21 protein-coding genes are annotated in these 26,683 nt (G+C 48.4%); 16 read left to right on the top strand and 5 right to left on the bottom strand.

The window, feature by feature from the left end; translation table 11 throughout:
- Positions 1-216: 216 nt before the first annotated feature.
- Positions 217-2,202, bottom strand: a complete 1,986-nt coding sequence (locus NIA71_RS12085) for an FAD-dependent oxidoreductase (RefSeq protein WP_253020514.1) — start codon at positions 2,200-2,202, stop codon at positions 217-219.
- A 214-nt stretch (positions 2,203-2,416) separates the two neighbouring features.
- Between NIA71_RS12085 and NIA71_RS12080 the strand changes: the two genes are divergently transcribed.
- Entirely contained in the window at positions 2,417-3,520 is a 1,104-nt protein-coding gene (locus NIA71_RS12080; protein ID WP_148398490.1) for a glycosyltransferase family 2 protein, read from the top strand.
- Positions 3,510-5,486: a collagen-like protein gene (locus NIA71_RS19975; protein ID WP_269477174.1), complete on the top strand. Its 1,977-nt coding sequence runs from the start codon at positions 3,510-3,512 to the stop codon at positions 5,484-5,486. Before NIA71_RS12080 ends, NIA71_RS19975 begins: the two co-directional genes overlap by 11 nt.
- Before the next feature lie 176 nt (positions 5,487-5,662).
- Here the strand turns inward: NIA71_RS19975 and NIA71_RS12070 are convergent, their stop codons facing one another.
- The 4 genes from NIA71_RS12070 to NIA71_RS12055 all read right to left on the bottom strand — a co-directional run bounded on the left by NIA71_RS12070 (position 5,663) and on the right by NIA71_RS12055 (position 9,750).
- The gene (locus NIA71_RS12070) at positions 5,663-7,516 is read right to left on the bottom strand and encodes a heavy metal translocating P-type ATPase (RefSeq protein ID WP_148398492.1); all 1,854 of its coding nucleotides are present in this window, start codon (positions 7,514-7,516) and stop codon (positions 5,663-5,665) included.
- Positions 7,517-7,562: 46 nt separating this feature from the next.
- Positions 7,563-7,781 (bottom strand): cation transporter, encoded by a 219-nt coding sequence (locus NIA71_RS12065; RefSeq protein ID WP_148398494.1) that lies wholly within the window; start codon positions 7,779-7,781, stop codon positions 7,563-7,565.
- Between the two features lie 59 nt (positions 7,782-7,840).
- Complete coding sequence (locus NIA71_RS12060) at positions 7,841-8,200, bottom strand: ArsR/SmtB family transcription factor (protein ID WP_148398496.1); 360 nt, start codon at positions 8,198-8,200, stop codon at positions 7,841-7,843.
- 680 nt (positions 8,201-8,880) lie between these two features.
- Positions 8,881-9,750: a LysR family transcriptional regulator gene (locus NIA71_RS12055; RefSeq protein ID WP_148398498.1), complete on the bottom strand. Its 870-nt coding sequence runs from the start codon at positions 9,748-9,750 to the stop codon at positions 8,881-8,883.
- 256 nt (positions 9,751-10,006) lie between these two features.
- Between NIA71_RS12055 and NIA71_RS12050 the strand changes: the two genes are divergently transcribed.
- The 14 genes from NIA71_RS12050 (at position 10,007) to NIA71_RS11985 (ending at position 26,680) form a co-directional block, all read left to right on the top strand.
- A complete protein-coding gene (locus NIA71_RS12050; RefSeq protein ID WP_148398500.1) occupies positions 10,007-11,386 on the top strand; it encodes a hypothetical protein in 1,380 nt (459 codons plus the stop codon).
- Between the two features lie 15 nt (positions 11,387-11,401).
- Positions 11,402-12,919, top strand: a complete 1,518-nt coding sequence (locus NIA71_RS12045) for an acetyl-CoA hydrolase/transferase family protein (protein ID WP_148398502.1) — start codon at positions 11,402-11,404, stop codon at positions 12,917-12,919.
- Between the two features lie 59 nt (positions 12,920-12,978).
- Positions 12,979-14,340, top strand: coding sequence for an aldehyde dehydrogenase family protein (locus NIA71_RS12040; protein ID WP_332108558.1), 1,362 nt, complete (start codon positions 12,979-12,981; stop codon positions 14,338-14,340).
- Positions 14,341-15,137: 797 nt separating this feature from the next.
- Positions 15,138-15,887 (top strand): SDR family NAD(P)-dependent oxidoreductase, encoded by a 750-nt coding sequence (locus NIA71_RS12035; protein ID WP_253020512.1) that lies wholly within the window; start codon positions 15,138-15,140, stop codon positions 15,885-15,887.
- Between the two features lie 16 nt (positions 15,888-15,903).
- Positions 15,904-16,947: a zinc-dependent alcohol dehydrogenase gene (locus NIA71_RS12030; RefSeq protein WP_253020511.1), complete on the top strand. Its 1,044-nt coding sequence runs from the start codon at positions 15,904-15,906 to the stop codon at positions 16,945-16,947.
- Positions 16,948-16,965: 18 nt separating this feature from the next.
- Positions 16,966-17,886, top strand: coding sequence for a dihydrodipicolinate synthase family protein (locus tag NIA71_RS12025; protein ID WP_253020510.1), 921 nt, complete (start codon positions 16,966-16,968; stop codon positions 17,884-17,886).
- 16 nt (positions 17,887-17,902) lie between these two features.
- A complete protein-coding gene (locus NIA71_RS12020) occupies positions 17,903-18,832 on the top strand; it encodes a hydroxyacid dehydrogenase (protein ID WP_253020509.1) in 930 nt (309 codons plus the stop codon).
- 19 nt (positions 18,833-18,851) lie between these two features.
- A complete protein-coding gene (locus NIA71_RS12015; RefSeq protein WP_253020508.1) occupies positions 18,852-20,009 on the top strand; it encodes an amidohydrolase family protein in 1,158 nt (385 codons plus the stop codon).
- A gap of 21 nt (positions 20,010-20,030) precedes the next feature.
- Positions 20,031-20,558: a TRAP transporter small permease gene (locus NIA71_RS12010; protein WP_253020507.1), complete on the top strand. Its 528-nt coding sequence runs from the start codon at positions 20,031-20,033 to the stop codon at positions 20,556-20,558.
- A complete protein-coding gene (locus NIA71_RS12005) occupies positions 20,555-21,847 on the top strand; it encodes a TRAP transporter large permease (RefSeq protein ID WP_253020506.1) in 1,293 nt (430 codons plus the stop codon). The genes NIA71_RS12010 and NIA71_RS12005 overlap by 4 nt, the downstream gene beginning before the upstream one ends.
- Positions 21,848-21,911: 64 nt before the next feature.
- Positions 21,912-23,015, top strand: coding sequence for a TRAP transporter substrate-binding protein (locus NIA71_RS12000; RefSeq protein WP_253020505.1), 1,104 nt, complete (start codon positions 21,912-21,914; stop codon positions 23,013-23,015).
- Positions 23,016-23,113: 98 nt separating this feature from the next.
- Complete coding sequence (locus NIA71_RS11995; protein WP_253020504.1) at positions 23,114-24,052, top strand: AAA family ATPase; 939 nt, start codon at positions 23,114-23,116, stop codon at positions 24,050-24,052.
- A gap of 1 nt (position 24,053) precedes the next feature.
- Positions 24,054-25,424 carry a DUF58 domain-containing protein gene (locus NIA71_RS11990; protein WP_253020503.1) on the top strand — a complete coding sequence of 457 codons (1,371 nt, stop codon included), beginning with the start codon at positions 24,054-24,056 and terminating at the stop codon, positions 25,422-25,424.
- Positions 25,421-26,680 carry a hypothetical protein gene (locus NIA71_RS11985; protein ID WP_253020502.1) on the top strand — a complete coding sequence of 420 codons (1,260 nt, stop codon included), beginning with the start codon at positions 25,421-25,423 and terminating at the stop codon, positions 26,678-26,680. The genes NIA71_RS11990 and NIA71_RS11985 overlap by 4 nt, the downstream gene beginning before the upstream one ends.
- Positions 26,681-26,683: the final 3 nt, after the last annotated feature.

Genomic DNA, 26,683 nt, shown 5'->3' with positions numbered 1-26,683 from the left:
TCAAGTCTTTTCGTTGGGGCTTTTTCATCATAGAGGAATTGCGCTCGACGCCTATAGAATCCCCCATCAACCAATATTGCGATTTTGACATTGTGTAGGTTCCTTTCTAAAAAAACACCCCTGGGTTCGCTACTTCCCTTATTGCGGGAGAGGTACTGCCAGGGGCAAAATTAACTTTGTAACTCCATTGCTGATCCTCAGATGCACAGCCAACTATTAAAGATTGCGGGCAACCTCGTAAGCGTTCCAGATGGAATACATGATATTATGTACTTTGCTGGAATCCCCTACATTATATACAGGGATATCCAGATCCTTCAGTTCATCGTAAAGCTTGTCATTGGATTCATAGCCCACAGAAAGGACGATTGTTTCCGCTGGGAGCTCATAGCTCTGATCTCCTTCCTGGATGGTCGCCGTATCTGCGTTTGTATCCAGGACTTTGGCATTGGTGTGGATTCCGATCTTATGATATTTCAGCAGATCGCGGAGCATGAATTCGTTCATATGGGGCAGCGCTCCATGTCCGCCTAAAATCTCCGGCAGCACTTCGACCACGTTCACTTCCTTGCCCTGCTGAGCCAACCAAAGAGCGGTTTCGCATCCTACCAGGCCGCCGCCTACTACCAGGACCTTGCTGCCGCACGACGACTTCTCCAGCAGGATATCTTCCGCGTTCACCGGTTTTCCCGATCCGGGCAGGGTGATGGTTTTCGCATGAGAGCCTGTTGCCGCCACCAAAACATCCGGCTTGTATTGAGATACGGACTCTGGGGTTACTTCTGTCTGATAATGAACGTCTACGCCCAACAGCTCCAGCTGACGTTTGTAATATTGGATTAATTTGTGATCGTTTCGCTTGAAATGGGGTACGCCGCCGGGGATCAGGTTACCGCCCAAAGCGTCGGATTTTTCGCAGAGGATGACCTCATGTCCCGATTCCGCCGCAACTCTGGCTGCTTCCAGACCGGCCACGCCGCCGCCGATGACCAGCACACGTTTTTTCTTAGCCGCAGGCACGATGCCGTAGATGGTTTCACGGCCGCAGGCCGGGTTTACCGCGCAGCTTACAGGAGCATTGCCGATCCGGCCCAAACAGCCCTCGTGACAGCCCAGACACGGTCTTACTTCGTCCAGCCTTCCGGTCCGCAGTTTTTCAATATATTCAGCATCGGTCAAGAGCTGTCTGCCGTAGCTGACAATATCGCAGCAGGTTCCAAGGGCTTCTAACGCCATCTTGGGATCCTCCATTTTACCAGCCAGTATAATGGGAACGTCCACTTCTTTTTTCAGTATCTCTCCGAACTCACGGTAACAGCCGTCCTCAAAATACATAGGCGGGTGGTTCCAATACCAGGAGTCGTAGGTTCCCGCATCCACATTGAGCGCGTCATAACCGGCATCCACCAGAATTTTGGCTGCTGCGATTCCTTCCTCAATGTCCTTGCCCGCTTCTTCATACTCTTCCCCAGGCAGTCCGCCCTGGCGGAGAGCCTTCATACAGCTTTTGAGACTGTAACGCAGGCTGACAGGGAAATCCGGTCCGCAGAATTTCTTGATGCCCTTAACGATTTCTGTGGAAACCCGCAATCTGTTTTCCAGACTGCCGCCGAATTCGTCGTCACGGTGGTTGAAAATTTCAATGGCAAATTGATCCAGCAGGTATCCTTCGTGGACCGCGTGAATCTCCACGCCGTCAAATCCGGCTTTTTTTGCAACAACCGCGGAAGCGATGAATTTTTGGATCAAATTCATGATTTCTTCCTTGGTCATTTCCCGATGGATCGCATTGGGATCAAACCGGTTTCCCTGCTCAGAAGGGGCGATTTGCTTGGATACAAATCCGGGAAGCGCGCTCCTGCCCAGGCCGCCGGTCAACTGAAGAAAGATTTTCGTACCATAGGCGTGTACCCGCTCGTTCATCTGATAGGTGCTGTGAATGAATGCCAGCGGCTGGGTGGTCGGGCAGGGAAGACCCATGGAAGGAAGCCCTTCGATATTGGTGTCCACGCTGCAGATCCCCGTAAAGATCAGTCCAACGCCGTACTTTGCCCGTTCCACATAATAGTCCTGAAGCCGCTGGTTGAATCCGCCGAAGGCATCGGCGTAGCCAACAGGCCCCATGGGCGCCATGGATGTTTTGTTCTTGATTTTGCATGTCCCGATCTGTGCTGGTTCAAACAATTCTTTGTAGTCAGTCATAATAACCTCCTCTACAATCTCTCAGTTGCTGCCAGTGCGATTTTCGCAAGGGCCATTTTCTTCATTATATCGTATTAAGGCCCATTCAACAACTTAACTTAAATGTTTTCCGCAGGATGAAAATCATTTTTCCCCCGCACCTGGCCCATGTAGCCTTTTTCACCACTGCCGCATACCATAAAGAGAAGTCATGGAAGAAAGGCGGAGGTGCGGCATGGTAACGATAAGTCTGTGCATGATCGTAAAAAATGAAGAGGATGTTTTGGAACGATGTTTACTGTCTGCCAAAGAGCTGGTTGATGAAATCATAATCGTCGATACCGGTTCTGCTGACAGAACGAAAAGCATTGCTCTTCGGTTTACAGATAAACTTTATGAGTATACCTGGAAAGATGATTTTGCAGATGCGAGGAACTATTCCTTTTCGAAAGCTAGCATGGATTACTGCATGTGGCTGGATGCCGACGATGTAATTTTACAAGAGGATCAAAAGAAATTTCTTGAATTAAAGGAAGAAATGGACGGAAGTGAAGATATCGTCATGCTGCCCTATCATGCGGCTTTCGATATAACCGGCTGCCCAACCTTCACTTATAACCGGGAACGGCTGATTAAGAACTGCGGCCGCTTTTTCTGGGAAGGAGAAGTACACGAGGCGATAACGCCAACTGGAAAAATCCTTTATAGAGAGGCTTCTGTGACTCATAAGAAGATGAAGCCGGGTGATCCGGATCGGAATCTTCGAATCCTTGAGAAGAAAAGACAATCAGGGATAACGCTTCCACCGCGTCAAAAATTTTACTATGGGCAGGAATTGTATTTTCATAAGAGGTATGAAGAAACGGTCCTGGTCTTGAAAGAATTTATAGAGGAAGACGGAGGGTGGATCGAAAATAAATTAGAAGCTTGCAAATTGCTGTCGGACTGTTATCTGAAAATTGATAAGGAAATCCTTGCCTTGAGAGCTTTATTGAAAAGTTTGGAGCTGGATGAACCTCGGGCAGAAATCTGCTGTCAGCTGGGGGAATATTTTTTAGATCGAAACCAGCTGAAACAAGCGGCATTTTGGTTTGAGACAGCGCGTACAAGAGAGCCGGATCTGAGATCGGGAGGATTTGTACAGCCTGAGTGCTACGGCTATATTCCTAATCTGCAATTGGCTGTCTGCTATGACAAAATGGGGCAATGGGAAATGGCAAGTCGCTGCAATGAACAAGCTGCTGTTTTCAAACCGGATTCGGATGCGGTAAGCTACAATCGAATCTATTTTGAAAACAAATTAAAAGCAATTAAAGGGGAGACTTTTAATGAGTTATAAAACAAATTTTACCGGGTTTGTAAATCAAGCCCATGGAGCAAACCTAGGAAATTCCTGCGACTGTAATAATTCGACTGACAGCCAGTGCGGCTGCGGCGGGCAGTCGGGGGGAAACTGCGGCTGTGGATGCGGCCAGAGCGGAGACTGCGGGTGCGGATGTCCACCGACGCCTCCAAAACCTCCGGTATGCTGTACAGGACCGACCGGCCCAACGGGACCAACCGGCCCTGCAGGGGCAGGCATTACTATTTTAGGACATTACAATTCGTATGAAGAATTGGTTGCTGCTCATCCAGTAGGCTGCATAGGTGATGCGTATATTGTAAATGGTGAGCTATATGTGTGGGATCCGGATACCTGCAGATGGAAAAACACCGGAGTTATACAAGGGCCGACCGGCCCGCAGGGACCAGTGGGTCCGCAGGGACCAGAAGGAAGACCAGGCCCGACCGGTGCAACAGGTCCAAATGGAGCAACCGGTCCGCAGGGACCAGCTGGCCCTGCAGGAGCTACCGGGGCAACCGGGCCCCAGGGGTTTGCTGGAGTGACTGGAGCCACAGGCGCAACCGGTCCGCAGGGGCCGACTGGGCTGCAGGGAGCAACTGGTAATGCAGGCCCGACTGGTGCAACTGGCCCGAGCGGTGCAACCGGTCCGCAGGGGCCGACTGGGCTGCAGGGAGCAACTGGTAATGCAGGCCCGACCGGTCCAACAGGCCCGAGCGGTGCAACCGGTCCGCAGGGGCCGACTGGGCTGCAGGGAGTAACTGGTAATGCAGGCCCGACCGGTCCAACAGGCCCGAGCGGTGCAACCGGTCCGCAGGGGCCGACTGGGCTGCAGGGAGTAACTGGTAATGCAGGCCCGACCGGTCCAACAGGCCCGAGCGGTCCGAGTGGAGCAACAGGGCCCACAGGAGCAAGAGGAGCCACAGGCCCGACCGGTCCAACAGGCCCGACCGGTCCGACTGGTCCCAGGGGAGATGATGGAACTCCTGGAACAGCAGAAACCATTCAAATACAGAACACAACTACCGGTGAGCCTGGAACAGATGCGCAAGTCGTTGACGTAGCCGGATCGCCGGACCATGTTCTCGAGTTCATCATTCCAAGAGGCCACACAGGAGCCACGGGCCCAACCGGTCCGACAGGCCAGACAGGAGCCACTGGAGCCACGGGCCTGCAAGGTATTCAGGGCCAAAGAGGAGATCAAGGTCCAAGAGGTGAACAGGGTCCGGAGGGACCGGAAGGTCCACAGGGCCCTCAGGGACAGCCAGGACAATTAGGCGCCACTGGAGCAACTGGTCCAACAGGCCCAACAGGCCCAACCGGAGCCACGGGTCCTGCGGGCGCAGTAGGAGCCACCGGACCACAGGGCGATACGGGAGAACCAGGTCCTGCCGCAACCATCCGTATTGGAAATGTAATAACTGGAGATCCGGGTACGGCTGCTGAAGTAATCAATACCGGAAATGAGAATGATGCCATCTTTGATTTTATCATTCCCCGCGGAGAACCGGGAGGCGCCGGGATACCTGAAGTGCTGGCGACGATAGATACGACTAATCAGACATCAACTGCTGGAGCACCATTGACCTTCAGTGAAACGCCGCTGATCTCCGGATCAGCAATCACTCACCAGGCAGGATCTGCACAGGTGGAAATTCACCAGAACGGCGTTTATCAGGCAGCTTTCCACAGCACTGCAGCAGTCAATCCAGGAACTGCTATTCCGGCAACTGTTACTGCACAGCTTTATTTAAACGGAGCCCCTGTAAGCGGTGCAATTACACGTCACACCTTTGCTTCGACCAATGAAGCTGCGACCTTGTCCTTTAATGTACCGTTCCTGGTGGATGCAGCCCCTTCCACAGTGGAAGTTGTAGTTGCGCAGGATGGATTTACGTTTAGTGACCTGGCTTTGACCATTACTCGCTTAGGAGAAGCCACCAATGTCAGAAGCAACGTATAACGTGAAAATAAAAGGATGAGCTAAAGCTAATCCTTTAGCATAAAAGGGCGGCTCCATGAAGAAAAATGATTTACTTCATGGGGCAGCCCAATTTTTATGACGTGGAAAATGCTGACTTTGCCAGGTGTCGCCGGAGTATTCCTTCAAAGAGGCTTGAATAAAGAAACCTGCCAGCTTTATAAATTTTTTGTCCGCAGCGCTCGCATGGAATTAAGGATCGCGATTACAGCCACTCCTACATCCGCAAACACGGCAGCCCACATGGAAGCTAGCCCCAAAGCTCCCAGCACTAGAACGAGAGCCTTGACCGCTAATGCGAAAACTACGTTTTGCTTAGCAATGGTCAGGGTTTTTCTAGCAATTTTTATAACGACGGAGAGTTTTGAAGGCTGATCATCCATAATTACTATATCAGCGGCTTCAATTGCTGCCTCCGAACCGAGTCCACCCATAGCTACTCCAATATCCGCACGAGCCAGAACCGGTGCATCGTTGATCCCGTCTCCGACAAAAATCACATTTCCCTTTGCTTTTTTTGTCTCAATGATCTCTTCTGCCAATTCGACCTTATCTCCAGGCAAAAGTTCTGCATGAAAAGCATCCAGATTAATCGTGTCTGCAACTTTTTGGGCAACCGCCAGCCGGTCACCGGTCAGCATAACCGCAGAACGCACACCGGCATCCTTCAGGCCCTGTATAGCAGCAGCTGCATCCTTTTTGATGGTGTCAGAGATGGAGATGTAGCCCAAATATTCCTTTTCGTCCGCCAAGTGTACCAGAGTAGCGCTTTCCGTTTCTGGGAACTCATCGATACCTAAAGAGCGCATCAGCTTACTGTTGCCCGCATAGATTGCTTTGCCATCGATAATCGATTTAACTCCCTTGCCGGAGATTTCTTCAGCGTCGGATACCCGGCTTTTATCGATTGGTTTTCCGAAGGCCTCTTTGATGGACAGAGAAATCGGATGGTCGGAGTAACTCTCCGCATAAGCGGCCAGCTCCAGGAATTGATCCCGGTCAAGCTTCAAACTATGCACGTCGGTTACGGAAAAGGTACCCGTAGTGAGTGTGCCAGTTTTATCAAAGATTACCGTATCTACGCTGGCAAGGGCCTCCAGATAATTGCTCCCTTTGACCAGAATTCCGCAGCGCGAAGCGCCGCCCACGCCGCCGAAGAAGGCAAGGGGCACGGAAATGACCAATGCGCACGGACAGGAGATAACCAAGAAGATCAGCGCCCTGGATATCCAATCGCTGAAAGTCTGGCCGGGAATGGCAAGCGGCGGAATGACAGCCATCAGAGCCGCTGCAATGACCACGATCGGCGTGTAATAACGGGCAAATTTGGTTATAAATTTTTCTACTTTTGCTTTCTTACTGCCGGCGTTTTCCACCATATCCAGAATTTTGGCGACAGTAGATTGGTCAAATTCGCTGCTGACTTTTATTTTAAGAATGCCGGTCAGATTAATGCAGCCGCTGGTAATGGGCTGTTCAGCTGTCACATCCTGGGGCAGTGATTCGCCGGTCAGAGCAGAAGTGTCCAGAGAAGAATGACCTTCCAGAACGACTCCGTCTAAAGGCACTCGCTCGCCGGGTTTTACCAGGATAATATCTCCGATGGCGACCTCATAAGGGTCAACCTTCTCTTCATGGCCGTCCTTCAGCAAGTTTGCGTAATCGGGACGGATATCCATGAGTTCACTGATGGAACCGCGGGACTTGTTAACCGCATATTCTTCAAATATGGTCCCCACCAGATAAAAAAGCATAACGAAAACAGCCTCTTTATAGTCCTTTAACCCGATGGCACCGATGGTCGCGATGGCCATGAGAAAGTTTTCGTCGAATACCTGACCGTGGCAAATATTGCGAATAGCGGTCAGTAGCGTATCATAGCCGGCGATTAGATACGAGGCTATGAGGATGATAAAAGCTGCCAGTTCAGGGAGGGGCAGCAGCGCTCCCATAACTAATAGTATGCCCGAGACGGCTGCCCGTCCCAACTGTATCTTCTGCTTGCGTTTCATATAGAATTACCCCTTTCGATTGCAGATATGTGTCGTGCCGATCAATCTAGCGGACGATTTTGCAGCCGCGCTCCACTTTCGTAATGGCCTTTTGGGCCAGATCAACGGCTTCGTTGAACTTATCGTCGTCAGCTTCCAGTATTAATCTCTGCGACATAAAATTGATGGTCGCGCTGTCCACGGAGTCCAGCTTGTTGATGGCAGCTTCCATCTTTGCGGCGCAGTTTGCACAGTCCAGTTCAGATAATTTAAATGACTTTTTCATGGTTGATTCCTCCTAAAATTAAATGATTAAGCAATTGTTTAATTAATGGTTAAATTTTTTTATCGTTTGCAGTTCATATCAAAGACACTGTCAACGATTTTGTGAACGAGATCCGCTTCTTCCGTATCTGCCAGCGTATAATAAGCTTCCTTGCCTTCACGGCGAACCGTCAGCAGCCCGGCCTGCTTCAAAACTCGCAGATGGTGTGAAACAGCCGGAGAACTCATGTCTATGGCGGCTGCAATGTTGATTACGCATTCTTCACTGTGACACAGAAGCCATAAGATCTTTAACCGAGTTGTATCACTGATTAGTTGAAAAGTATTAGAGACTTTTTCAAAGGTGTCCAGTGTGGGCTTATGTTCCAGCAGTTCTAAAGTGTGGCTGCCGTGGTCATGAGGAAGTGTGGGTTTTGCCATATCAGATTCCTCCTTTCTTATAATACAGGAAATATCAATTGCATAGCATTTCCTGTATTTCAACAAAGTCTACTTCTTTCAAGTATTGGCGAAGCCGACTTTGTTATAACGTAGGAAATACGATCATCGATATTTCCAGTCTATTGGCCAAGGCTGCTCCTTTTTAAGAATCAGCAACGGCGACTTAGTCTGCAAACGATTAAATGAATGTTTAATCGTTGTCTATACTATAACTTTTCCGAATTGTTTTGTCAAGGCTTTTTCATAAAAAATTGCTGGCGCGCTTGGGTGGGTGAGCGGAGGGGGCAGCAAAGTATCAAGTTTGGCCGCAGGCCCCCTGGTTGCGGGCGTGTGGCCCCCTTCGGAACGTAACGCTCAAGGATTGGGGGACCACGACGATCACGGTTATTGCGACAACCCCTCCCTCAGGGGAAAAAAGTAAAATCGTTGTTCAAAATTTACGCCGTTTTCAACGACTGCGCCTCGTCAGATTGGGGATTGACCGGGTTTTGCCCATATCCCGCGGAACCAGCCACTACAACCCCACAATTTTGCGTAAAAAAGCCAAATTTCCAAAAAAATTTTCCGAGCCAAAGAAAAAACAATTTCATCTGCCGCAGCAACCCAAAACTTGGCGGTTCGCAGCACGCATCGCACCCAAAAAAGTCCGCGGCCGGAACCTAAAAATCCAGCTGAGTAATATAGGAAATAAAGGATTTCATAGCAGCGGATAAATATGTATTCTTCTGCCAGAACACATGGACATGGGCCGGCATGGGCCGTTCCAGCGGGACGCAGCAAATATCCGGATCGTCGGCAAAGATATCTTTATAAATAATCGTGGCCGAATTATTATCGCGGATCATGTAGCGAATGGTGGAAAGCTGGCTGGAATTCATGATGATATTCAAATCAATGTCCGAGAAAGTGGAACGGATCGATTTGTAATGATAAGACCCTTTAGAAATAATCACCAGAGGAAGGCCAGACAGCATTTGGGCCGCAATCTTCTTTTGGCTGGCCAAAGGGTGGTCTTTGTTGACCGCCAGCTGCAGCTCAGTGGCAAAGATTTCCTTGGAATCACAATTGTTGTAGCAAGTTTCATTCTTGATGCCAAGGAGCAGATCCAGCTCCGCGTTGCCCAGCATTCGAATGCCGTCGATGGTTGCGATCTCAAAGATTTCCAGCTCAATATTTGGATGTTTTTCATTGAAATCAGGGATGATCTTGCGAAAGAAAAAGGTTCCCATAACAGAAGGCACTCCCAAACGGAGGACCGCCTTTCTGCCCTTAGATAGATCACAGGCTTTTTCGTAATAGCTTGCAAACTCCTTTAAAAACTGGTTTGTGAGCGTCTGAAAGGCTTCCCCTTCATGGGTTAGGCGAAGCCGATTGTTGACGCGGGAAAAAAGCTTGTAGCCCAGCTCCGTTTCCAGCCCGTTAATGGCTGCTGTGATCGACGGCTGTGAGATATGACAAGCTTCCGAAGCTTTGGTTATGCTCCCTTGTCTGCAGACTTCTTCAAAATACCGCAAATGATTAATATTCATAATGGTACCCCCTAAATTCGAAATATTGAGAAAATTCATATCAGATTCCCTTTAACCCTATTTTTTCTGTCAACAGTATAACAGATGATTCTGCTGGAAAACAACTAAATATATAGAACTGTAATCCTAGAAAAAACTGAGGGTATTATCAGAATAATCAATTTTTCCTGTGTTATGGATTGTGATATCGTTAACAAAGTAAAACAGCGCTGTAGCTTTAAAACTGCTTGAGAAATAAAAATTAGAGGAGGCCTTTATGAGGTTTGAATTTATCAATTTGCTGATGAATCCCTTCATGCTGATGTTTTTCGCCATCGGCACCGGCTTGATTTTCGGAAAGATTAAATTTGGGAAATTCAGCTTCGGATCTTCAGGAGCCTTGTTTACCGGACTGGTGATCGGCTGGGCTATGTATCAGTACGGCGGACATATTGTGGCGCAGGGCGAAAGCGCTGCCGGATATGAAGCCGCCAAAACAATGATGGACAATGGAATCATCGATGGAAATTTTTTAGAGATGTCTTTGATCTTTTTCGTAGCGGCGATCGGGCTGCTGGCGGCCAAGGATATGGGCGTTGTTATACGGAAATACGGTCCTAAATTTGTCGCCCTGGCTGTCATTATCACCTTTGTCGGTGCACTGGGAAGCTTTGGCGGCATGAAGCTGGTAAAGGAGGCCGGCGCCTATGAATTTTCGGGGGTTTACGTGGGTGCTCTGACCAGCTCGCCGGGCCTTGGAGCGGCATTGGAAACAGCTGAGGATCATGCAAAATCTGTGGCAGCCGATTATCAGCAGGCATCCCAGGAAGAAAAAGAACATGTTTTGCAGGTGATTGGAGATGACTCCCTGACTGTGGACAATACACCGGCTCTCACGCCCCAGCAGCAAGACGCATATGTGACCAACGCCACAGGAGGCGTAGCCACCGGATATGCCATCGCTTATCCCTTCGGCGTTATCATTGTCATCTTTGCCGTCAGCTTCTTTGCCATTATTTTCAGAATGGATCTGAACAAAGAAAAAGAACGCTACAAACTGGAAATGAATGAGGCCAGGGGGATGGTCAAGGAAAGAAATATTCCGGTCAGCCCATTCAATATGATCGCCTTCGCGGTGACCTGCGTTGTGGGCTATCTGGTTGGGAGCATCGAAATTTATCTCGGCCCTTTGGGATATTTCAGCTTGGGCGCTACCGGAGGAATCCTGATCATGTCCCTTTTGCTGGGTTCCATCGGCAAGGTCGGCCCTCTTTCCTTCCGAATGGACAACAAAGTAATGGGCATTATCCGCGATATCGCACTGGTATTCTTCCTGTGCATCGTCGGGTTAAAGTACGGATATGTGGCCATCAACGCCTTGACCGGATCCGGCGTACTTCTGGCTGTTTCCGCCCTGGTGGTGGGAATAACGGCCATGCTGGTGGGATTCGTTGTCGGCCGCTATGTGTTCAAGCTGAACTGGGTTGTGCTTTCGGGTGCGATCTGCGGCGGGATGACATCCACACCTGGACTTGGTGCAGCGGTAGACGCTCTGGAAAGCGATGATCCGGCGGCCGGGTATGGAGCTACTTACCCATTCGCGTTATTATGTATGATCATATTTACAATTATATTAAACCAGTTGCCAATTGTGTAATGGAGGTATTCGAACATGAGCGAAAAAAAGATGGGCCTTGCGGCCAGGCTGAGAGATGAAAAAGCGTTAGCATTAGTACGATCAGCGGAGGAAGCAGCAGAGATAATTAAAGACGGGATGACAGTGGGCGTCAGCGGTTTTACGCCATCCGGTTATCCCAAGGCTGTGCCTCTTGCTCTGGCAGAACGGGCGAAAGGCGGAGAGAAAATAAAGATCGATCTCTATTCGGGAGCATCGGTAGGACCGGAGATCGATGCGGCTCTTACTGAGGCGGGCGTGATCAAAAAGCGGCTCCCTTATCACACCAATGCCACCATCCGCGGCAAGATTAACGAAGGCGAAGTCGAGTACATAGATATGCATTTATCCCAGAGCACCCAATATGTCAATTATGGTATGCTAAACAAAATCGATGTGGCCATAGTTGAAGGGCTGGCCATCACGGAAGAGGGCCATATCATACCGACCACCGCAGTGGGCAATGCTCCCGCATTTATCAAAAACGCAGATCAAGTCATCGTGGAGATCAATCTAAAAAAGCCCATGAGCCTGGAAGGAATGGCCGATATTGTCCTGCTGGATAATCCGCCCAACCGCAAACCCATCGGTATCTGCAATCCGGCCGACCGAATCGGCATGCCCTATATGGAGTGCGGGTTCGATAAAATTGCTGCCGTTGTCATTACCGATATGCAGGATAAAACCAGGCCTCTGGGCGAAGTGGACGATGCTTCCAAAGAGATTTCCAATAACATCATAAAATTTTTTGATAGAGAAGTTGCCTCTGGAAGATTGACAAATTCTCTGCTTCCGTTACAATCGGGAGTAGGAAGTGTTGCCAACGCGGTTCTCTACGGCCTGTGCGATTCCGAGTATGAAAACCTGACCTGCTACACAGAAGTGGTACAGGATTCCATGCTGGATCTGCTCCGGTCGGGGAAAGCCAATATGGCTTCTACCACAGCGCTCAGCCCTTCCCCTGCTGCGCTGGAAGAGTTTTTAGATGAAGTTGATTTTTTCCGGGATAAGATCATTTTGAGACCGCAGGAGATCAGCAACAATCCGGAAGTCGTGCGTCGCCTGGGTGTGATTGCCATGAATACCGCCATTGAAGCGGATATCTATGGAAACGTAAATTCCACCCACATTATGGGATCGAAGATGATGAACGGGATCGGAGGTTCCGGGGACTTCTCCAGAAACGGCGCCATTACCATTTTCAGCACACCGTCTACAGCTAAGGGCGGTAAAATCTCTTCCATTGTACCGATGGTTTCCCATGTGGATCATACGGAGCACGAAGTGATGGTGCTGGTTACCGAACAGGGTTACGCGGACCTGAGGGGACTGAGCCCAAAGGAACGGGCCGTGAAAATCATTGAAAACTGCGCCCACCCGGATTTTAAGGAAGAGCTGATGTCTTATTTTAAACGGGCCTGCGATTCCTCGGCGCTGCATACGCCGCATATTCTTACAGAAGCGCTGTCATGGCATTCCAGATATCTGGACACGGGGAGCATGCTGGAAGAGTGATAAAAAAACGTTAATACATAAAAACAAAGATGGAGGAAAAAAGAATGGATGAAAAAGCAATGAGTCAGGAGTATATAGGCGGATTTATCGAACGGGCAAGAAAAGCTCAGGCTGAATTTGAAAAAATGACCCAGGATCAAGTTGATCTGGCCGTCAAGACAGTGGGAAAAGTCGTATACGACAATGCGGAGTATCTGGCGGAAATCGCGGTGGAAGAAACCGGCATGGGCAATGTCCCCGATAAAATCGCCAAAAATAAGCAGAAATCAAAAATTGTCTGGAACAACTTGAAAGGAAAAAAATCCAGAGGAATTCTCGATACAGATGAAAACACAGGCATTACCAGAATTGCTAAACCCATCGGTGTGGCGGCAGCCATTACACCTTGCACCAACCCGATTGTTACGCCGATGAGCAATGCGATGTTTGCCTTAAAGTGCGGCAATGCAATCATTATCACGCCTCACCACAAAGCACAGAAATGCAGTACTAAGACTGTAGAAATGATTAATGCCCAGCTGTCCAAGCTGGGATATCCGGAACATCTCATTCAAATCCTGGATCAGCATTCCAGAGAAAACACCAGAAACTTGATTTCGTCCGCGGATATCGTAATCGCTACCGGCGGCGCGGGAATGGTCAATGCAGCCTATAGCTCCGGCCGTCCGGCTCTGGGCGTTGGCGCTGGCAATGTTCAGTGCATCATCGATGAAGGATATGACTATAAAGAAGCGGTGCCCAAGATCATCGCCGGCAGAACCTTTGACTATGGAATCATTTGCTCCGGAGAGCAGTCCGTTATCTGCCCGGAAAAAGACTACGATGCAATCATGGCTGAATTTGAAGCGGGCGGCGCCTATGTGGTAAAAGATCCGAAAGAGCTGGAAGGTGTCCGGGAGGCTCTCTTCCAGGATGGAAAACCCAACCGGCATTCAGTGGGCCAGTCGCCGGAAAAGATCGCCGAGCTGGCGGGGATCGAGCTGCCGGAAGGCACCAAGATCATTGTTGCTCAGGCGGATGGAACGGCTTTGACAGATGCGCTGGGCGGAGAAAAAATGGCTCCGGTTATTGCCGCATATAAATATAAAACCCTGGATGAAGGGATCAATATTGCCAGAGAGAATTTGGAGAAAGAAGGTAAGGGGCATAGCGTATCCTTCCACTCCGATTCGGAAGACCATATCAGACACGTAGGCGAAGAACTATGCGTATCCAGATTTGTAATTAACCAGGTTTGTGCCAGCAGCGCAGGCGGAAGCTTCTATAATGGCCTGGCTCCGACCAACACGCTGGGATGCGGAAGCTGGGGCCATAATAGTATCTCCGAAAATCTGGATTACAAACATCTGATGAACGTATCCAGAATCGCCCGTTACATGCCCAATAATCATGTTCCTTCCGATGAAGAGCTGTGGGGATAATTGCAATTAAAAAAGGTAAGTGCAAACTCTTAAATAAATAAAGCTTTTAAAGGAAAATCGCCTGAAATCGTGAGTTCAGGCGATTTTCTTTTTGTATGGAAAAAAGCTGGCTGGCAGGCTGGAACTCTTGCGGCATCCCGGGAGCATGCGATCTATTGTCAATGCCCAAAAATTGGAAACTTTTTTTGGGTGCAACTCTGATATTCTAAAGATGCGGGCCTATGGTGTGTGGAAAGTACTGGGCCGAGTATCGGAACTGGGCGTTTTTTGTGGATGCTGATATTTCGGGAGCGTTTTCTGCTGCTGCGCCGCCTTGGTTTAAGGGGAATTGTCGGTATACGAGAAGAAACGTCTCCTTACCGATACGTTTCCTGATGGTACCGCCTGCGATGAAGGAGAACGTATCAGATTAGAAAGATTTTCGAGTTCGTTTTGATAGTTTCCCGGCGGGCGCCGATCTACCTGCCAGAAAGCCAAAAACTACACTATGCCCTTTCGGGGGCCGGACTGCGTGACGCCAACTTGCAAAACACCGGCCTGCATAACGTCCGTTTGATCGACACCGGCCCGCATATAAAAAGTGTTACAAAATGAAAAAAATAAAATGGAATATAGGCTGTCTGTTACAAAATGGAGCAATGAAAAAGAGCTACTTTTTTCGATCAAAAATGACATGATTCTTGCAAAGCTTGATTTTTCAATGGTCGCATTCAACGTTTTAAAAATTCAGTAAATTGGCACAGTTGTTGCGTGATATATAAGTAAATCTACAAACGGAAAGAGAAAGGAGGAGATCGATGGATCTTGGAATCAATGGAAAAATTGCCATCGTGACCGGAGCCGGCAAGGGGATTGGGAGAGCCTGCGCACTGCAGCTTGCCAGAGAAAAGGCGGCGGTGGTTATCAGCGATATCGATGACGAAGCCGGACAAAAAACAAGTGCGGAGGTGGTACAGCTGGGAGTGGAGTCCCTATTCATCCACTGCGACGTTTCACAGGAAGGGGACGTGAAAGATCTGTTTCGCAAAACCCATGACCATTTCGGAAGAATCGATATTTTAATCAACAATGCGGGAATTTCGCCCAAACTGCCCTTTTACGAAATCACGGAAGAACAGTTTGACCAGGTGCTGAACATTAATCTAAAAAGCAATTTCCTGTGTTCAAAGGAAGCTTTCGCATATATGAAAGACAACGGATGGGGCCGGATCGTGAGCCTGTCTTCACTTGCGGGACTTCACGGGGGAATTAATTCTGCGGCCCACTATTCAGCAACGAAAGCCGGCATCATAGGATTGACCAAAACGCTGGCCAAGCAGGTGGGCAAATACAATATCACCGTTAACTGTGTAGCACCGGGGCGGATCGACACCGCCATGACGAGGATGCTGTCAAAAGAACAGCTGGATGAAGTGCTGGCGCGAATCCCAATCAGGAGGCTGGGTACAGTGGAAGAAGTGGCCAACGTAATTACCTTCCTTGCTTCTGAGGGAGGCTCGTATATTACAGGTTCCTGCGTGGAGATTTTAGGCGGTTATACAGGGTGATTGTGAGGTGTGAGAAATGAAAGCAGTTGTAAAATTTAAAGATGGAAAAGATGGATGGGAAATCAGGGATCTGGAACGTCCAAATCCCGCGGATAACGAGGTCGAGATCAAGGTAATGGCAGCAGGAATTTGCGGCAGTGAGCTGCACCTGTATCATGACAACCATACCTATACGCCGCCGGTGGTCGTAGGCCATGAATTTTGCGGTGAGATCGTCCGCGTAGGAAAAGATGTGACCAAATGGAAAGTGGGCGACCGGGTCGTGAGCGAAAACAATAAAAGCGTTTGCGGCGTCTGTGATTTCTGCAGAACCGGACAGCCGATTCTGTGCCCGGAGAGAAAGCCGGTAGGTTATAAGGTTAATGGAGGCTGGACCAGCTACTTCTGCACGCCGGAACATCTGCTGATAAAGATCCCGGATAACGTAACCTTCGATGAAGCGGCAATGACAGAACCGGTCAGCGTCGCCACCCAGGCGCAGATCGTCCGCAAAACGGTCAATATCGGAGATGTGGTCCTGGTGCAGGGATGCGGAACCATCGGCATGATCAACGCCATGGTTGCAAAAGCCATCGGCGCCAAACATGTGATCCTCACCGGAACAGAGGTCGATGAGCCGGTACGCCTGCCTATTGCAAGGCAGTTGGGACTGGATGAAGTGATCAATGTAGAAAAAGAAGATTTAAAGAGCCGGATTATGGAAATCACCAATGGAGCAGGCGTTGATGTGGTCATCGAAGCATCCGGCGCGGATCCGGCGATTTACCAGATGGTCGATTTGATCAAGAAAACCGGACAGATCGTCGCGATCGGCGAAACGGCAAGGCCGGAGCTTACCTTCCCATGGACAGCCGCGGTGTTTAAATCCTGCACCATCAGCTATTCCTTCGGCGCAACTTTCGAGGCATGGAAGCAGGCCCTTGAGCTGATGGGAGCAAAAAAAATCAATCTGGAACCGCTGATTACCCATCGCATTCCGCTGGAAGACTTCCGCGAAGGCTTTTCGCTGTTGGAAAAGAAGGAAGCTTTGAAGGTTATCATGCATGCCAGTGATTATTAAAATCGAGGAAACAGAGTTATGAAGAAAACATACCAGGGAATTATTCCTCCCATCATATCCCCCATCGATGAGAAGGAAAATATCGATGATGAAGGATACAGCGCGCTGCTGGAATATTGTATTGAGAACGGGCTTCATGGAATCTTTGTTGCAGGCACCAATGGCGAAACCATGGCACTGACGCAAAAACAGCGGGAACACATCATTGACCTGACCTTAAAACAAGTAAAGGGAAGAGTTCCGGTCATAGCGGGGGTGATGGATACAAGTACCAGGCGGGTGATCGAAAATATAAAAGAACTGGAATCGCTGGGCGGAACATGCGCTGCCGTGACATCGATTTTCTACGATCGCCATACCTCTCAAGACGAGACGATCCGCCATTTCGAGAAGATATTAACAGAGACGGATGTGGATTTAGTGATCTACAATATTCCCTCTTTTACCGGTATCAGATTGACAGCAGAAACGGTTATGAAAATCGCAGTACTGGATGACAGAGTGGTAGCTTATAAAGATAGTTCCGGCGCCTATGGGGACTTTATGAAAGTCCTCAGCAAATATGAAGATACGCCTTTTTCTGTCATGCAGGGCGTGACACCGCAGGCCCTTTCGGCAGTCCTGATGGGAGCGGATGGATTCGTTCCTGCGCTGGCTCCTGCTTTTCCAAAGATGTTCGTTTCAGCCTATGAGGCGGCCAGAGATAAAAACGTAGAACTGACAAAACAGTACAACCGTCTGATCATGGAATCATCCAAGATTCTGGGAATGACAGCCAATGCCACAGCGGCGGCCAAATTTGCGATTTCACTACGGGGGTTTAACGATAAACGCGTCATTTTCCCGCAGGATACAATTCTAAGGGAAGAGGAAGAAAACATAAGAAAGAAATTCGAAGAAATCGAAGCGGCCTATCAGGCTATCGCAGCCTCGAATTGAAAATGAGGAAGCTGTTATGAAAAAAATTTTATATATTCAGCCGCTCCACCCGAGCGGAATGGAGTTTTTAAAAAAGAAATATCATGTGTTCACAGCAAATAATGAAGATCAGCAATACTTAAAATCCATCATTGGCGATTACCATGCGGTTGTAACCAGGCTGACCGTGATTGATCGGGAATTGATCCAATCGGCAGAGCATTTGCAGGTTATTGCCAAGCACGGCGTGGGCACAGATAACATCGATGTAAAAACAGCAGAACAGCAGGGAATCAAAATTGTGACAACCGGGGATGCCAATTCCAGATCCGTTGCGGAACATACCATTTTCGCATTGGGAGCCCTGAGCAAAAGAATCGTCTATCTGGACCAGGCGATGCGTCATAGCAAGTGGCAGACACGCGATGAAAAAGGAAGCGTGGACTTTGCGGGTAAAACAGTCGGTGTGATTGGATTTGGGCGGATCGGTTCCAAAGTGGCAGAGATAGCAAAATACGGATTTGAAGCGAAGGTACATATTTATGATCCAATTATGAAACGGGAGGAAATCGAAGAAAGAGGATTTGTCTATGAGCAAGATCTGGATGAGCTCTGCAGCAAATCGGATTTCTTGACGGTGCATGTGCCTCTCTTAGAAAGTACAAGGAATTTGATCGACGGGCGCAGGCTGGCGCTGATGAAGCCTACGGCTTTTATCGCCAATTTTGCCCGGGGCGGAATTATAAACGAAGCGGATCTTTATCAGGTGCTCAAAGCAAAGAAGCTGGCGGGAGCCGCCCTCGACGCATTTGAAACAGAACCTCCTGAGGAAACACTGCCATTGCTTCACCTTAGTAATGTGCTGTTGTCCCCGCACTGCGGGACATTTAGTGAGGACTCGAAAAAACGCATGTCAATGGCGGTAGCAAAGGGGATTGATGCAGTTTTGAGCGGCGAGGATATGTAAGAAAGGAGCAAATAACAGCATGGTATATGATTATATAATCAGAAACGGGATAGTCATTGACTTCCAGCGAAACCAATTCTACAAAAAGGATCTTTATTTGGTAAAAGGGCGGATTGTAGAAGGAGATCCTTCTGCCGATGGGGCGGAAATCATTGATGCGGAGGGGAAATACGTTCTTCCTGGGCTAATCGATATGCACGCCCATTACTTTTACGGCGGAAACAATCTGGGGATCAACGCTGATATCCTATGTCCGTCACAGGGAATTACCACCAGTATCGACGCCGGATCAACGGGGACCATGAACTTTGACGCTTTCTATCGCAATGGGATGCTCGACTCCATGACAGAAATAAAAGCCTATATCAATCTGATCCCGGAAGGCGTAAAGGCAGGTTATAAACGAGGAGAATGCTGCGATCCCGACGATATGGATTGTGATCAAATACTTGCATTTTTTAAAAAATACCCCCACGCCATCAAAGGATTGAAGCTGCGCATTGCAGAAGAAACCACAAAAGGTTTTGGGCTTGAGCCCCTTGAAAAAGCAGTTCAGATCGCTGAAAAGATCAGATGGGAAGGGTATCCCTGCGTTTTGGCGGTTCATTGCGCCAATCTGCCTGAGGATGCGCCCATATCCGGAATTCTCCAATTATTAAAACCGGGAGATTCCTATACCCATCTATACCAAAACTTAGGAGAGACGATCTTTGATTCGGATAGAAAAGTAAGAAAAGAGCTTAGGGATGCCAGAAAACGGGGAATCCTCTTTGAAACCGGAAACGGCAGCATTCATTGGTCAATTCCCAATTTAACGGATGCGTATAAAGACGGCTTTTTCCCGGATATTATCAGTTCCGATGCAGTGCTGCAATTTATTTGGAAAAAACCATCCTTCGGTCTGCTCCATGCAATGAATACTTCGCTGCTGTGCGGCATGGATGAGCTTTCAATTATGAAAGCGGTCACCTATGCACCGGCCAGAGCGCTGGATATGGCTGATGAAATCGGTACGTTGGAGAATGGAACAAGGGCAGATGTGGCAATTTTTGATATTTTTCCATGCAAGCAAGAATTTTTTGATCGGTTCGGCAATCGCAAGGAAAGTGAACGCGTATTTGTTCCGCTTATGACCCTGCGGGAGGGCAAACCGGTCTTTAGACAATCATTTTTCTAAGAAACGCAAAGGAGGAAAAGAATGAAAGTAATAAAATGGCTGGATAAGTACTTCGAAGAGATTCTGATGGCTGTCCTGCTGACTGCGATTGTTCTGGTGATGTTCGTGCAGATTTTCCTGCGCTATGTTGTCGGTCATGCGCTATCCTTCCCGGAGGAAGTTTGTCGCTACATGTTCATATGGATGTCATTTTTAGGAATCAGCTATTCCGTTCGCTGCAGAAATTCCCTGCAAATTGATATTTTGGAAACTCTGGTGCCCAAGATAAAACCAATCTTGAATTTGATCGCCAATATTGTTTTCCTAGGTTTCTGTGGAGTGATGATCTGGCAGGGAATCATATCCGTTGCCAAAATCTATGACCATAATCAAACAAGCGCAGCAATCGCATTACCGATGTGGATCGTTTATGCCGCATTTCTCGTAGGCTGCTGCTTATCCGTAATACGTCTGATTCAAGTTATATATGAAGATTTTATTTTGAAACACAGACAGAAAAAGCAAGAGCAGTTGATGGAAGATGAAACGGAAGGGAGGGACCAGGTATGAATGCGCTCGCCATATTATTCATTGTATTTTTCGGACTTTTGATCATCGGAGTCCCCATCGGCGTAAGTGTTGGGTGGTCCATGATCGCAATTGCACTATTTACAGATACCCACGGAGTAACGGGGGAATATGTATATCGAAACATAGCCAGCTGTCTGGATTCCTATATTGTTCTTGCTGTACCGCTGTTTATCTTTTGCGGTGTTATCATGGGCAGAGGCGGAATCAGTAAACGCTTATTCGACTTTTTTTCTTACTTTATCGGTAATTTTACCTCTGGGCTTTTGGCAGCGGTTGTGGTTACCTGTTTGTTCTATGGTGCCATTTCCGGGTCCTCTCCAGCAACGGTAGCCGCAGTTGGAGCTATGACGCTGCCTCTGCTGGTAGAGCTGGGATACGACCGGGTTTGGGTCACTGCGCTGATTTCGGTAGCAGGTACCCTGGGCGTTATGATTCCGCCCAGTATTCCCTTTATCTGGTACGGTCTTACAGCCGGACAATCCATCAGCGACCTCTTTATTGCCGGTATCCTTCCGGGATGTTTGGTCGGTTTGATTTTAATCGTTTACAGCTACATCTACTGGAAGATCAGAGGGGAAGACAAAGAACGGATTCGTGCCAGCGTAGACGTGCTCAGGAAGAAAGGCCTTTGGAAAACCTTCAAAGACAGCTTCTTCGCGATATTGATGCCTGTCATCATCCTGGGCGGAATCTACAGCGGCGTTGTAACACCGACAGAGGCTGCCTGTATTTCCGTTATTTATTCGATCCTTGTCAGCCAGTGCATCTATCGCACCCTGACTTTCAAAGATTATCCGGCGATTTTCAGAGAAACATTGAAGACGCTCAGCTCGGTTATGTACATTGTAGCGGTTGCCATGGCTTTCGGCCGGGTAATGGCGCTGATGGGTGTTCCGGAAATGGCCAATGATCTTGTTACCAGCATATTCCACTCAAGGACAGCGATCCTGCTGATCATGGTTGTCATTATGGTAATTCTGGGGATGGTCATGGAAGTGGTAAGCGCGCTGCTGATTTTGGCCCCCATCTTTGTGCCTATCGCCACCGGAGCAGGGGTGGATCCGGTTCATTTCGGCGTAATCATGGTTGTGGCGTTAGCAACAGGATTTGTAACGCCGCCGGTAGGACTCAATTTATACGTCGCCAGCGGAATGAGCGGAGTAGGCATCATGCCTCTGGCCAAAAAAGCGTACCCGATGATAGCCGTCTTTATGCTGGCTGTCATTGCGATTGCCTTTATCCCTTGGTTCTCTACCGCGCTTTTATAGAGGGGCGGAGAAAATATTCGTTATTGCTTATTAAGTAATGGATTTGTAATACGGAGGAAGAAAAATGAAAAAAATAATTGTTATGATTACTGTAATCCTTACGGTGGCACTCGGGTTCGCCGGATGCGGCGGAGGAGATGACAAAACTGCCAGCAGCGGCGGAGATGGGGAAAAGTATAAATTCGTCATCTCTCATTCCATGGCTGAAGATACGTCGTTCGGCTATACCATGAAGGAGCTGGAAGCGGACCTGGAGGACAGCGGCCTATTCGATGTGGAAGTTTACGGCGCCAGCGCTCTGGGCAGTGAACCGGAAAGCATCCAGGCAACTCAGATGGGCGAGATTCAGCTCTATATGACCATTGCTGGTACATACTCATCCTTTATCCCTGCCATCTATGTATTTGACCACCAGATGCCATGGATCGGCAATGCTGACGAAGGGATTGAAGTACTGCAATCTATCTACAAAGACAAAGAGTTCAGCGATTACATCAAAAAAGCATCCGAAGGTACGGGACTGAAGGTGGTCGGGTTCTCTACGCTGGGATACAGAACCTTTACGACGGATAAAAAAGTCCAGGACTTCTCCGATTGGAAGGGTATGAAGCTGAGAACCATCGAGAACCCGATCCACATGGAAGCCATCAACTCTTGGAAAGCAACCGCAACGCCGCTGTCCTTCACCGAAGTATACGCAGCATTGCAGCAGGGCCTGATCGACGGACAGAGTAATCCGCCGGAACCGACTTATTCCAGCAAATTGTATGAGCCTCAGGATTATATTACAAATGCGGATCATGTTTTCCATGTCGTTCTCTGGACCGTCAGTGAAGATTCCTGGAACAGCTATTCAGAAGAAGCACAGAAAACACTGCAGGCTTCCATCGATAAAGCCTGTCAGACAATGACCGATTACAGCTTGGAACACACCGATAAGTATCTGAAAATCTTCAAGGACAAAGGCTGCGAACCGATCTATCTGCCTTATGAAACGATGAAGCAGATGCAGGATGCCGTACAGCCGGCCAATAAAATGATTCCGGAGTACTCAGGCAAAGAAGCATACGACTTATTTATGAAGACCTTCGATAAGAGCGTAAAAGAACTTGGCTACGATCAATCGAAAGAATCTTATGAAGCGTATGTTAAAGAAAAAACAAAATAGGACCGTCAACGCTCAACAATGAACGAACAGAGCCGCTATGTATGAAAAATATGTAGCGGCTATTCGTGCATGATGGGAAAGAAAGGAAGCTCAAATCCATGAGAGACATTAAAACAATTACTGAATTGATATTGGACGAAGCCGAAAAAATCATCAAAGGGAAGCGGGATGAAATAAAGCTATTGATCATGTCCATGCTGGCAGGCGGCCATGTCTTGATCGACGACGTACCGGGAACAGGAAAAACCACATTGGTCAAGATCATGGCAAAGACTTTGGGCTGTGAAGCCAGAAGGATCCAGTTTGTTTCTGATTCCATGCCCAGCGACATCATTGGCATGAATATTTATAATCAAAAACAGCACGACTTCCAGCTTCGGAAAGGTCCGGTGTTTACCAATATTCTGCTTGCGGATGAAATAAACCGGGCCATGCCGAGAACCCAGTCGGCGCTGCTGGAGGCAATGGAAGAAAAACAAGTGACCATCGACGGCGAGGCGTATATGCTGCCAAAACCCTTTCTCGTTGTTGCTACGGAAAATCCTGTTGAATATGAAAGCACGTTCAATCTGCCCATCGCCCAGCTGGACCGTTTCTTCATCAAGCTGTCGCTGGGATATCCGAGCAGGGAGGATGAAAAAAAGATGCTCATGAGTTCGGCCCATGGCATTGATTTATCCCTGGTCAACAAAGTGATCGATGGGGCGGAATTCCTCAAGCTGGCTGATACGATTGGAGCGGTCCATATTGAGGAGAAGGTTTTGGATTATATCATTGACCTTGTGAACAAAACCAGGAGCCGGGACGACATTGCTGTCGGGGCAAGTCCAAGGGCGACAAAGAATCTGTTCCAGGCATCGAAAACGTGGGCGGCCATGCAGGGCAGAAACTTCGTAATCCCGGATGATGTACAGAAAGTGGCTCCGCCGGTGTTGTCCCATCGGCTGGTGGTGAGCGCCATGACTGATTTGACCGACGGACAGAAGACGGATATGGTAAAGGATCTTTTAGAAGAAATAGAGATAGAGAAAGACTGACATGAAAAGAGAAATATTAATCGATGAAACAAGCTTTTTCATGAGCATTCCTGTGATCATCGCTATGACTTTCTGCTGTATTGCAGCCCTGTACTGGTCCCTGGATGAGGTGGCGGCTGTTCTGCTGTTTCTGATTTTGATCGGCCTGGTTGCCCAGATATACAGCCATCTGACCTTGAGGTCCATTGAGGTCAGCGTAGAGTGTGAACAAAGAGTCGTTTTCCCAGGAGAACGTATGCGTCTTTGCTGCAGGATCAGAAATACAGGCAAGCTGCCGATTTTGAATTTTATGATACGCATTCCGATCAGCAGGTATGGCCCGGTTGCACCAGCAGATGAGGCAGATTACCGCAGCCTGAGTGATGCGGAAATCAGTAAAGCCAGAATGTACAGCGAGCAGATGGGCTTTGTTCTTGAAAAAAGAGTTCCCTATATCAGGGGCGGCGAGAGCCTGAACTGGGAGCCCCGGCTGAGGGCTGTCAAACGAGGAGAGACGGTTTTGGAAGACCGATTCCTTTACTGCGGAGATCCTTTCGGCCTCATTCATACATCAAAAAACAGCCGGCAGAATTGCCGGATATTGGTCTGCGCCCAAATTGTCCCTGTAAGAGTCGAGCCTTTTTTACATAACCTCAAGTTCAGCAGCCAAGGGGCCAAAAGCATTCACGAAGATGTAACGCTTATAAAAGGCAACCGCCCATACCAGTTATTTGACCCGGTGAAGTCCATCAATTGGAAGCTTTTGGCCAGTCAGGACAAATGGGTGGTCAACCTTTATGATCCTGTCTGTACCAAGCAGGTACATCTTATTTTCGATGGGGAGAGCTACAACCGGAAAGAGATCCCAAAGGCTGCGCTGGAAAACACTCTGCGTATTCTCTTTTCCGTGATCTTCAGGCTTTACGAGAAAGGGATGGGGTGCGGAATTTCACTGCCCAAGTCAAGAGCTTGTGCGCCGCGCAATCTCATGTTTCGAGATCCCCAGGCTTTGTCCGTGATCGCAGAATATCTGGCAAAATATCAGATCCTGGATCTGGAGGACAAGACGGAGGAAAAACACACAATTCTGCAGGAACGATCCAGCCTGTCGTCGGCAATCATAAGAGCCAGGGAAGAAAAGGAAAAAGCAAGGGCTATCCCAAAGAGCCGCTCCTTGTTTCGAGTGAAGGACCTCCTGGAGAAGAACGGTAATATCGGTGAATATTTTTACTTTACTTATGACGGAGCGCGATTTTTGGACAATAAAATGCTTGTCGCCCTTGCCCATGAGAAAGTAACCATTGTTTCTTATAAAAGATACGGCGGGGATGATCCGGCGCGCAGGGGCCGCGCGATCCATATTTCTGAGATTGGAGAGGGGATAAAACGATGAAGAATAATAGAAGCGATTTCCTTTCGGGCTGCATCTGCCTTTATTCCGTTTCCATACTTGCTTACTATACGGCGTATATCTTTTTTATTGGCAAACGAATGGACGCTTTCTACATATCGCATTTCATTTATGTTTTTTGCGGAGCACTGCTCCTTTACACTTTCGACTATCTGACCCGCGGAAGGACGAGTCTGTTTTGCTATGTCCTGCTGAGCTTTTTTTTCGCAGCCGGATGTTTCATCTGCTTTTCGCTGACAAAAGAAGCCAGCATAGAGCTGGCTGCAGTCTGTGTGTGTTTATCCTACTGTGGAAAAATGCTCAATGATAAGCCACTGGAAAAAATATCGGTTATTACCAGGTTCGAGCTGACGACGATTCTTTTACTGCTGCTGATGGTTACGTTGGAACTGAAACCAAATTTAAACGGGAGTATAATTCCCATGGCAGCCGCGGTTTTAATCAGTTTGGCAGAGGTAAGCAGGATCAGCGTTTATAAAAAGAATGGTGACCCACTGCGAATCGGGGTGATCGGCCTATATATGGCCGTGTTAGGCTGTACTGTAATTCTTGTAAAAGAGAAAAGCTGGATTCTCGCAGGGATGTCGTTTGCTGTTGAGGGAATAAAACAGACGGGAAAAGCGTTAGGCTCCCTTGTGACCGGATTTTTCAGCTACGTGGCGGCCCATTTGACAGGCAAAACCAGCAGTCTGGTCAGTGAACATACAAACGGGGAATATATGGAAGAAAGCGGTCATCCCGGATTATTGATTGGAGTGATTGTTCTTGTTTTCCTTTTGTGTGCTGTTCTATTAATCGGCTTTATAAAACACCGCGGGAAGGGCGGCAGCACAAAGAAGGGAAAGGAAACGCGCCGCCGCCCGGGATATAGCAAGCCGGTTAACAAAGTACAGAAAAAGCAATCTTTTCGTAAAATGGGCGTATGGAGATTTTGGTTGATACCGGCAGGAAATCCCCGTATCTTTTTGCATAAGGCCGCCTTTCTTTGCCGCAAATCCAAACTGCGCTTGCAAGAATATCATTCGCCAAGGCAGTTCATGGATCATCTGCTGGGTGCGGGGCTTTTCGATGAAGCCGTCAAAGAGCAGCTGGCCGCGCTGGCCGATCAAATCGACTGCTTTTATTATTCCGGATCGCCGCAGAAGTGCGGGTATGAAAGGCGGCAGGGTCAGCTGCTTTTAAAGGAGATTCGGAAAGGGATCAGAAAAGAAAAGCGTCGAAACAAAAGAAAGCATTGACAG

Source organism: Ihubacter massiliensis, assembly GCF_024125305.1.
Classification (GTDB): Bacteria; Bacillota; Clostridia; order Peptostreptococcales; family Anaerovoracaceae; genus Hominibacterium; species Hominibacterium faecale.
Note: the sequence above shows the minus strand (reverse complement) of the source record. Positions and strands in the feature narration are given on the sequence as shown.

Coding starts and splice junctions, on each gene's coding strand:
- NIA71_RS12085 (WP_253020514.1), bottom strand. CDS start 2,202: ATGACTGACTACAAAGAATTGTTTGAACCAGCACAGATCGGGACATGC.
- NIA71_RS12080 (WP_148398490.1), top strand. CDS start 2,417: ATGGTAACGATAAGTCTGTGCATGATCGTAAAAAATGAAGAGGATGTT.
- NIA71_RS19975 (WP_269477174.1), top strand. CDS start 3,510: ATGAGTTATAAAACAAATTTTACCGGGTTTGTAAATCAAGCCCATGGA.
- NIA71_RS12070 (WP_148398492.1), bottom strand. CDS start 7,516: ATGAAACGCAAGCAGAAGATACAGTTGGGACGGGCAGCCGTCTCGGGC.
- NIA71_RS12065 (WP_148398494.1), bottom strand. CDS start 7,781: ATGAAAAAGTCATTTAAATTATCTGAACTGGACTGTGCAAACTGCGCC.
- NIA71_RS12060 (WP_148398496.1), bottom strand. CDS start 8,200: ATGGCAAAACCCACACTTCCTCATGACCACGGCAGCCACACTTTAGAA.
- NIA71_RS12055 (WP_148398498.1), bottom strand. CDS start 9,750: ATGAATATTAATCATTTGCGGTATTTTGAAGAAGTCTGCAGACAAGGG.
- NIA71_RS12050 (WP_148398500.1), top strand. CDS start 10,007: ATGAGGTTTGAATTTATCAATTTGCTGATGAATCCCTTCATGCTGATG.
- NIA71_RS12045 (WP_148398502.1), top strand. CDS start 11,402: ATGAGCGAAAAAAAGATGGGCCTTGCGGCCAGGCTGAGAGATGAAAAA.
- NIA71_RS12040 (WP_332108558.1), top strand. CDS start 12,979: ATGAGTCAGGAGTATATAGGCGGATTTATCGAACGGGCAAGAAAAGCT.
- NIA71_RS12035 (WP_253020512.1), top strand. CDS start 15,138: ATGGATCTTGGAATCAATGGAAAAATTGCCATCGTGACCGGAGCCGGC.
- NIA71_RS12030 (WP_253020511.1), top strand. CDS start 15,904: ATGAAAGCAGTTGTAAAATTTAAAGATGGAAAAGATGGATGGGAAATC.
- NIA71_RS12025 (WP_253020510.1), top strand. CDS start 16,966: ATGAAGAAAACATACCAGGGAATTATTCCTCCCATCATATCCCCCATC.
- NIA71_RS12020 (WP_253020509.1), top strand. CDS start 17,903: ATGAAAAAAATTTTATATATTCAGCCGCTCCACCCGAGCGGAATGGAG.
- NIA71_RS12015 (WP_253020508.1), top strand. CDS start 18,852: ATGGTATATGATTATATAATCAGAAACGGGATAGTCATTGACTTCCAG.
- NIA71_RS12010 (WP_253020507.1), top strand. CDS start 20,031: ATGAAAGTAATAAAATGGCTGGATAAGTACTTCGAAGAGATTCTGATG.
- NIA71_RS12005 (WP_253020506.1), top strand. CDS start 20,555: ATGAATGCGCTCGCCATATTATTCATTGTATTTTTCGGACTTTTGATC.
- NIA71_RS12000 (WP_253020505.1), top strand. CDS start 21,912: ATGAAAAAAATAATTGTTATGATTACTGTAATCCTTACGGTGGCACTC.
- NIA71_RS11995 (WP_253020504.1), top strand. CDS start 23,114: ATGAGAGACATTAAAACAATTACTGAATTGATATTGGACGAAGCCGAA.
- NIA71_RS11990 (WP_253020503.1), top strand. CDS start 24,054: ATGAAAAGAGAAATATTAATCGATGAAACAAGCTTTTTCATGAGCATT.
- NIA71_RS11985 (WP_253020502.1), top strand. CDS start 25,421: ATGAAGAATAATAGAAGCGATTTCCTTTCGGGCTGCATCTGCCTTTAT.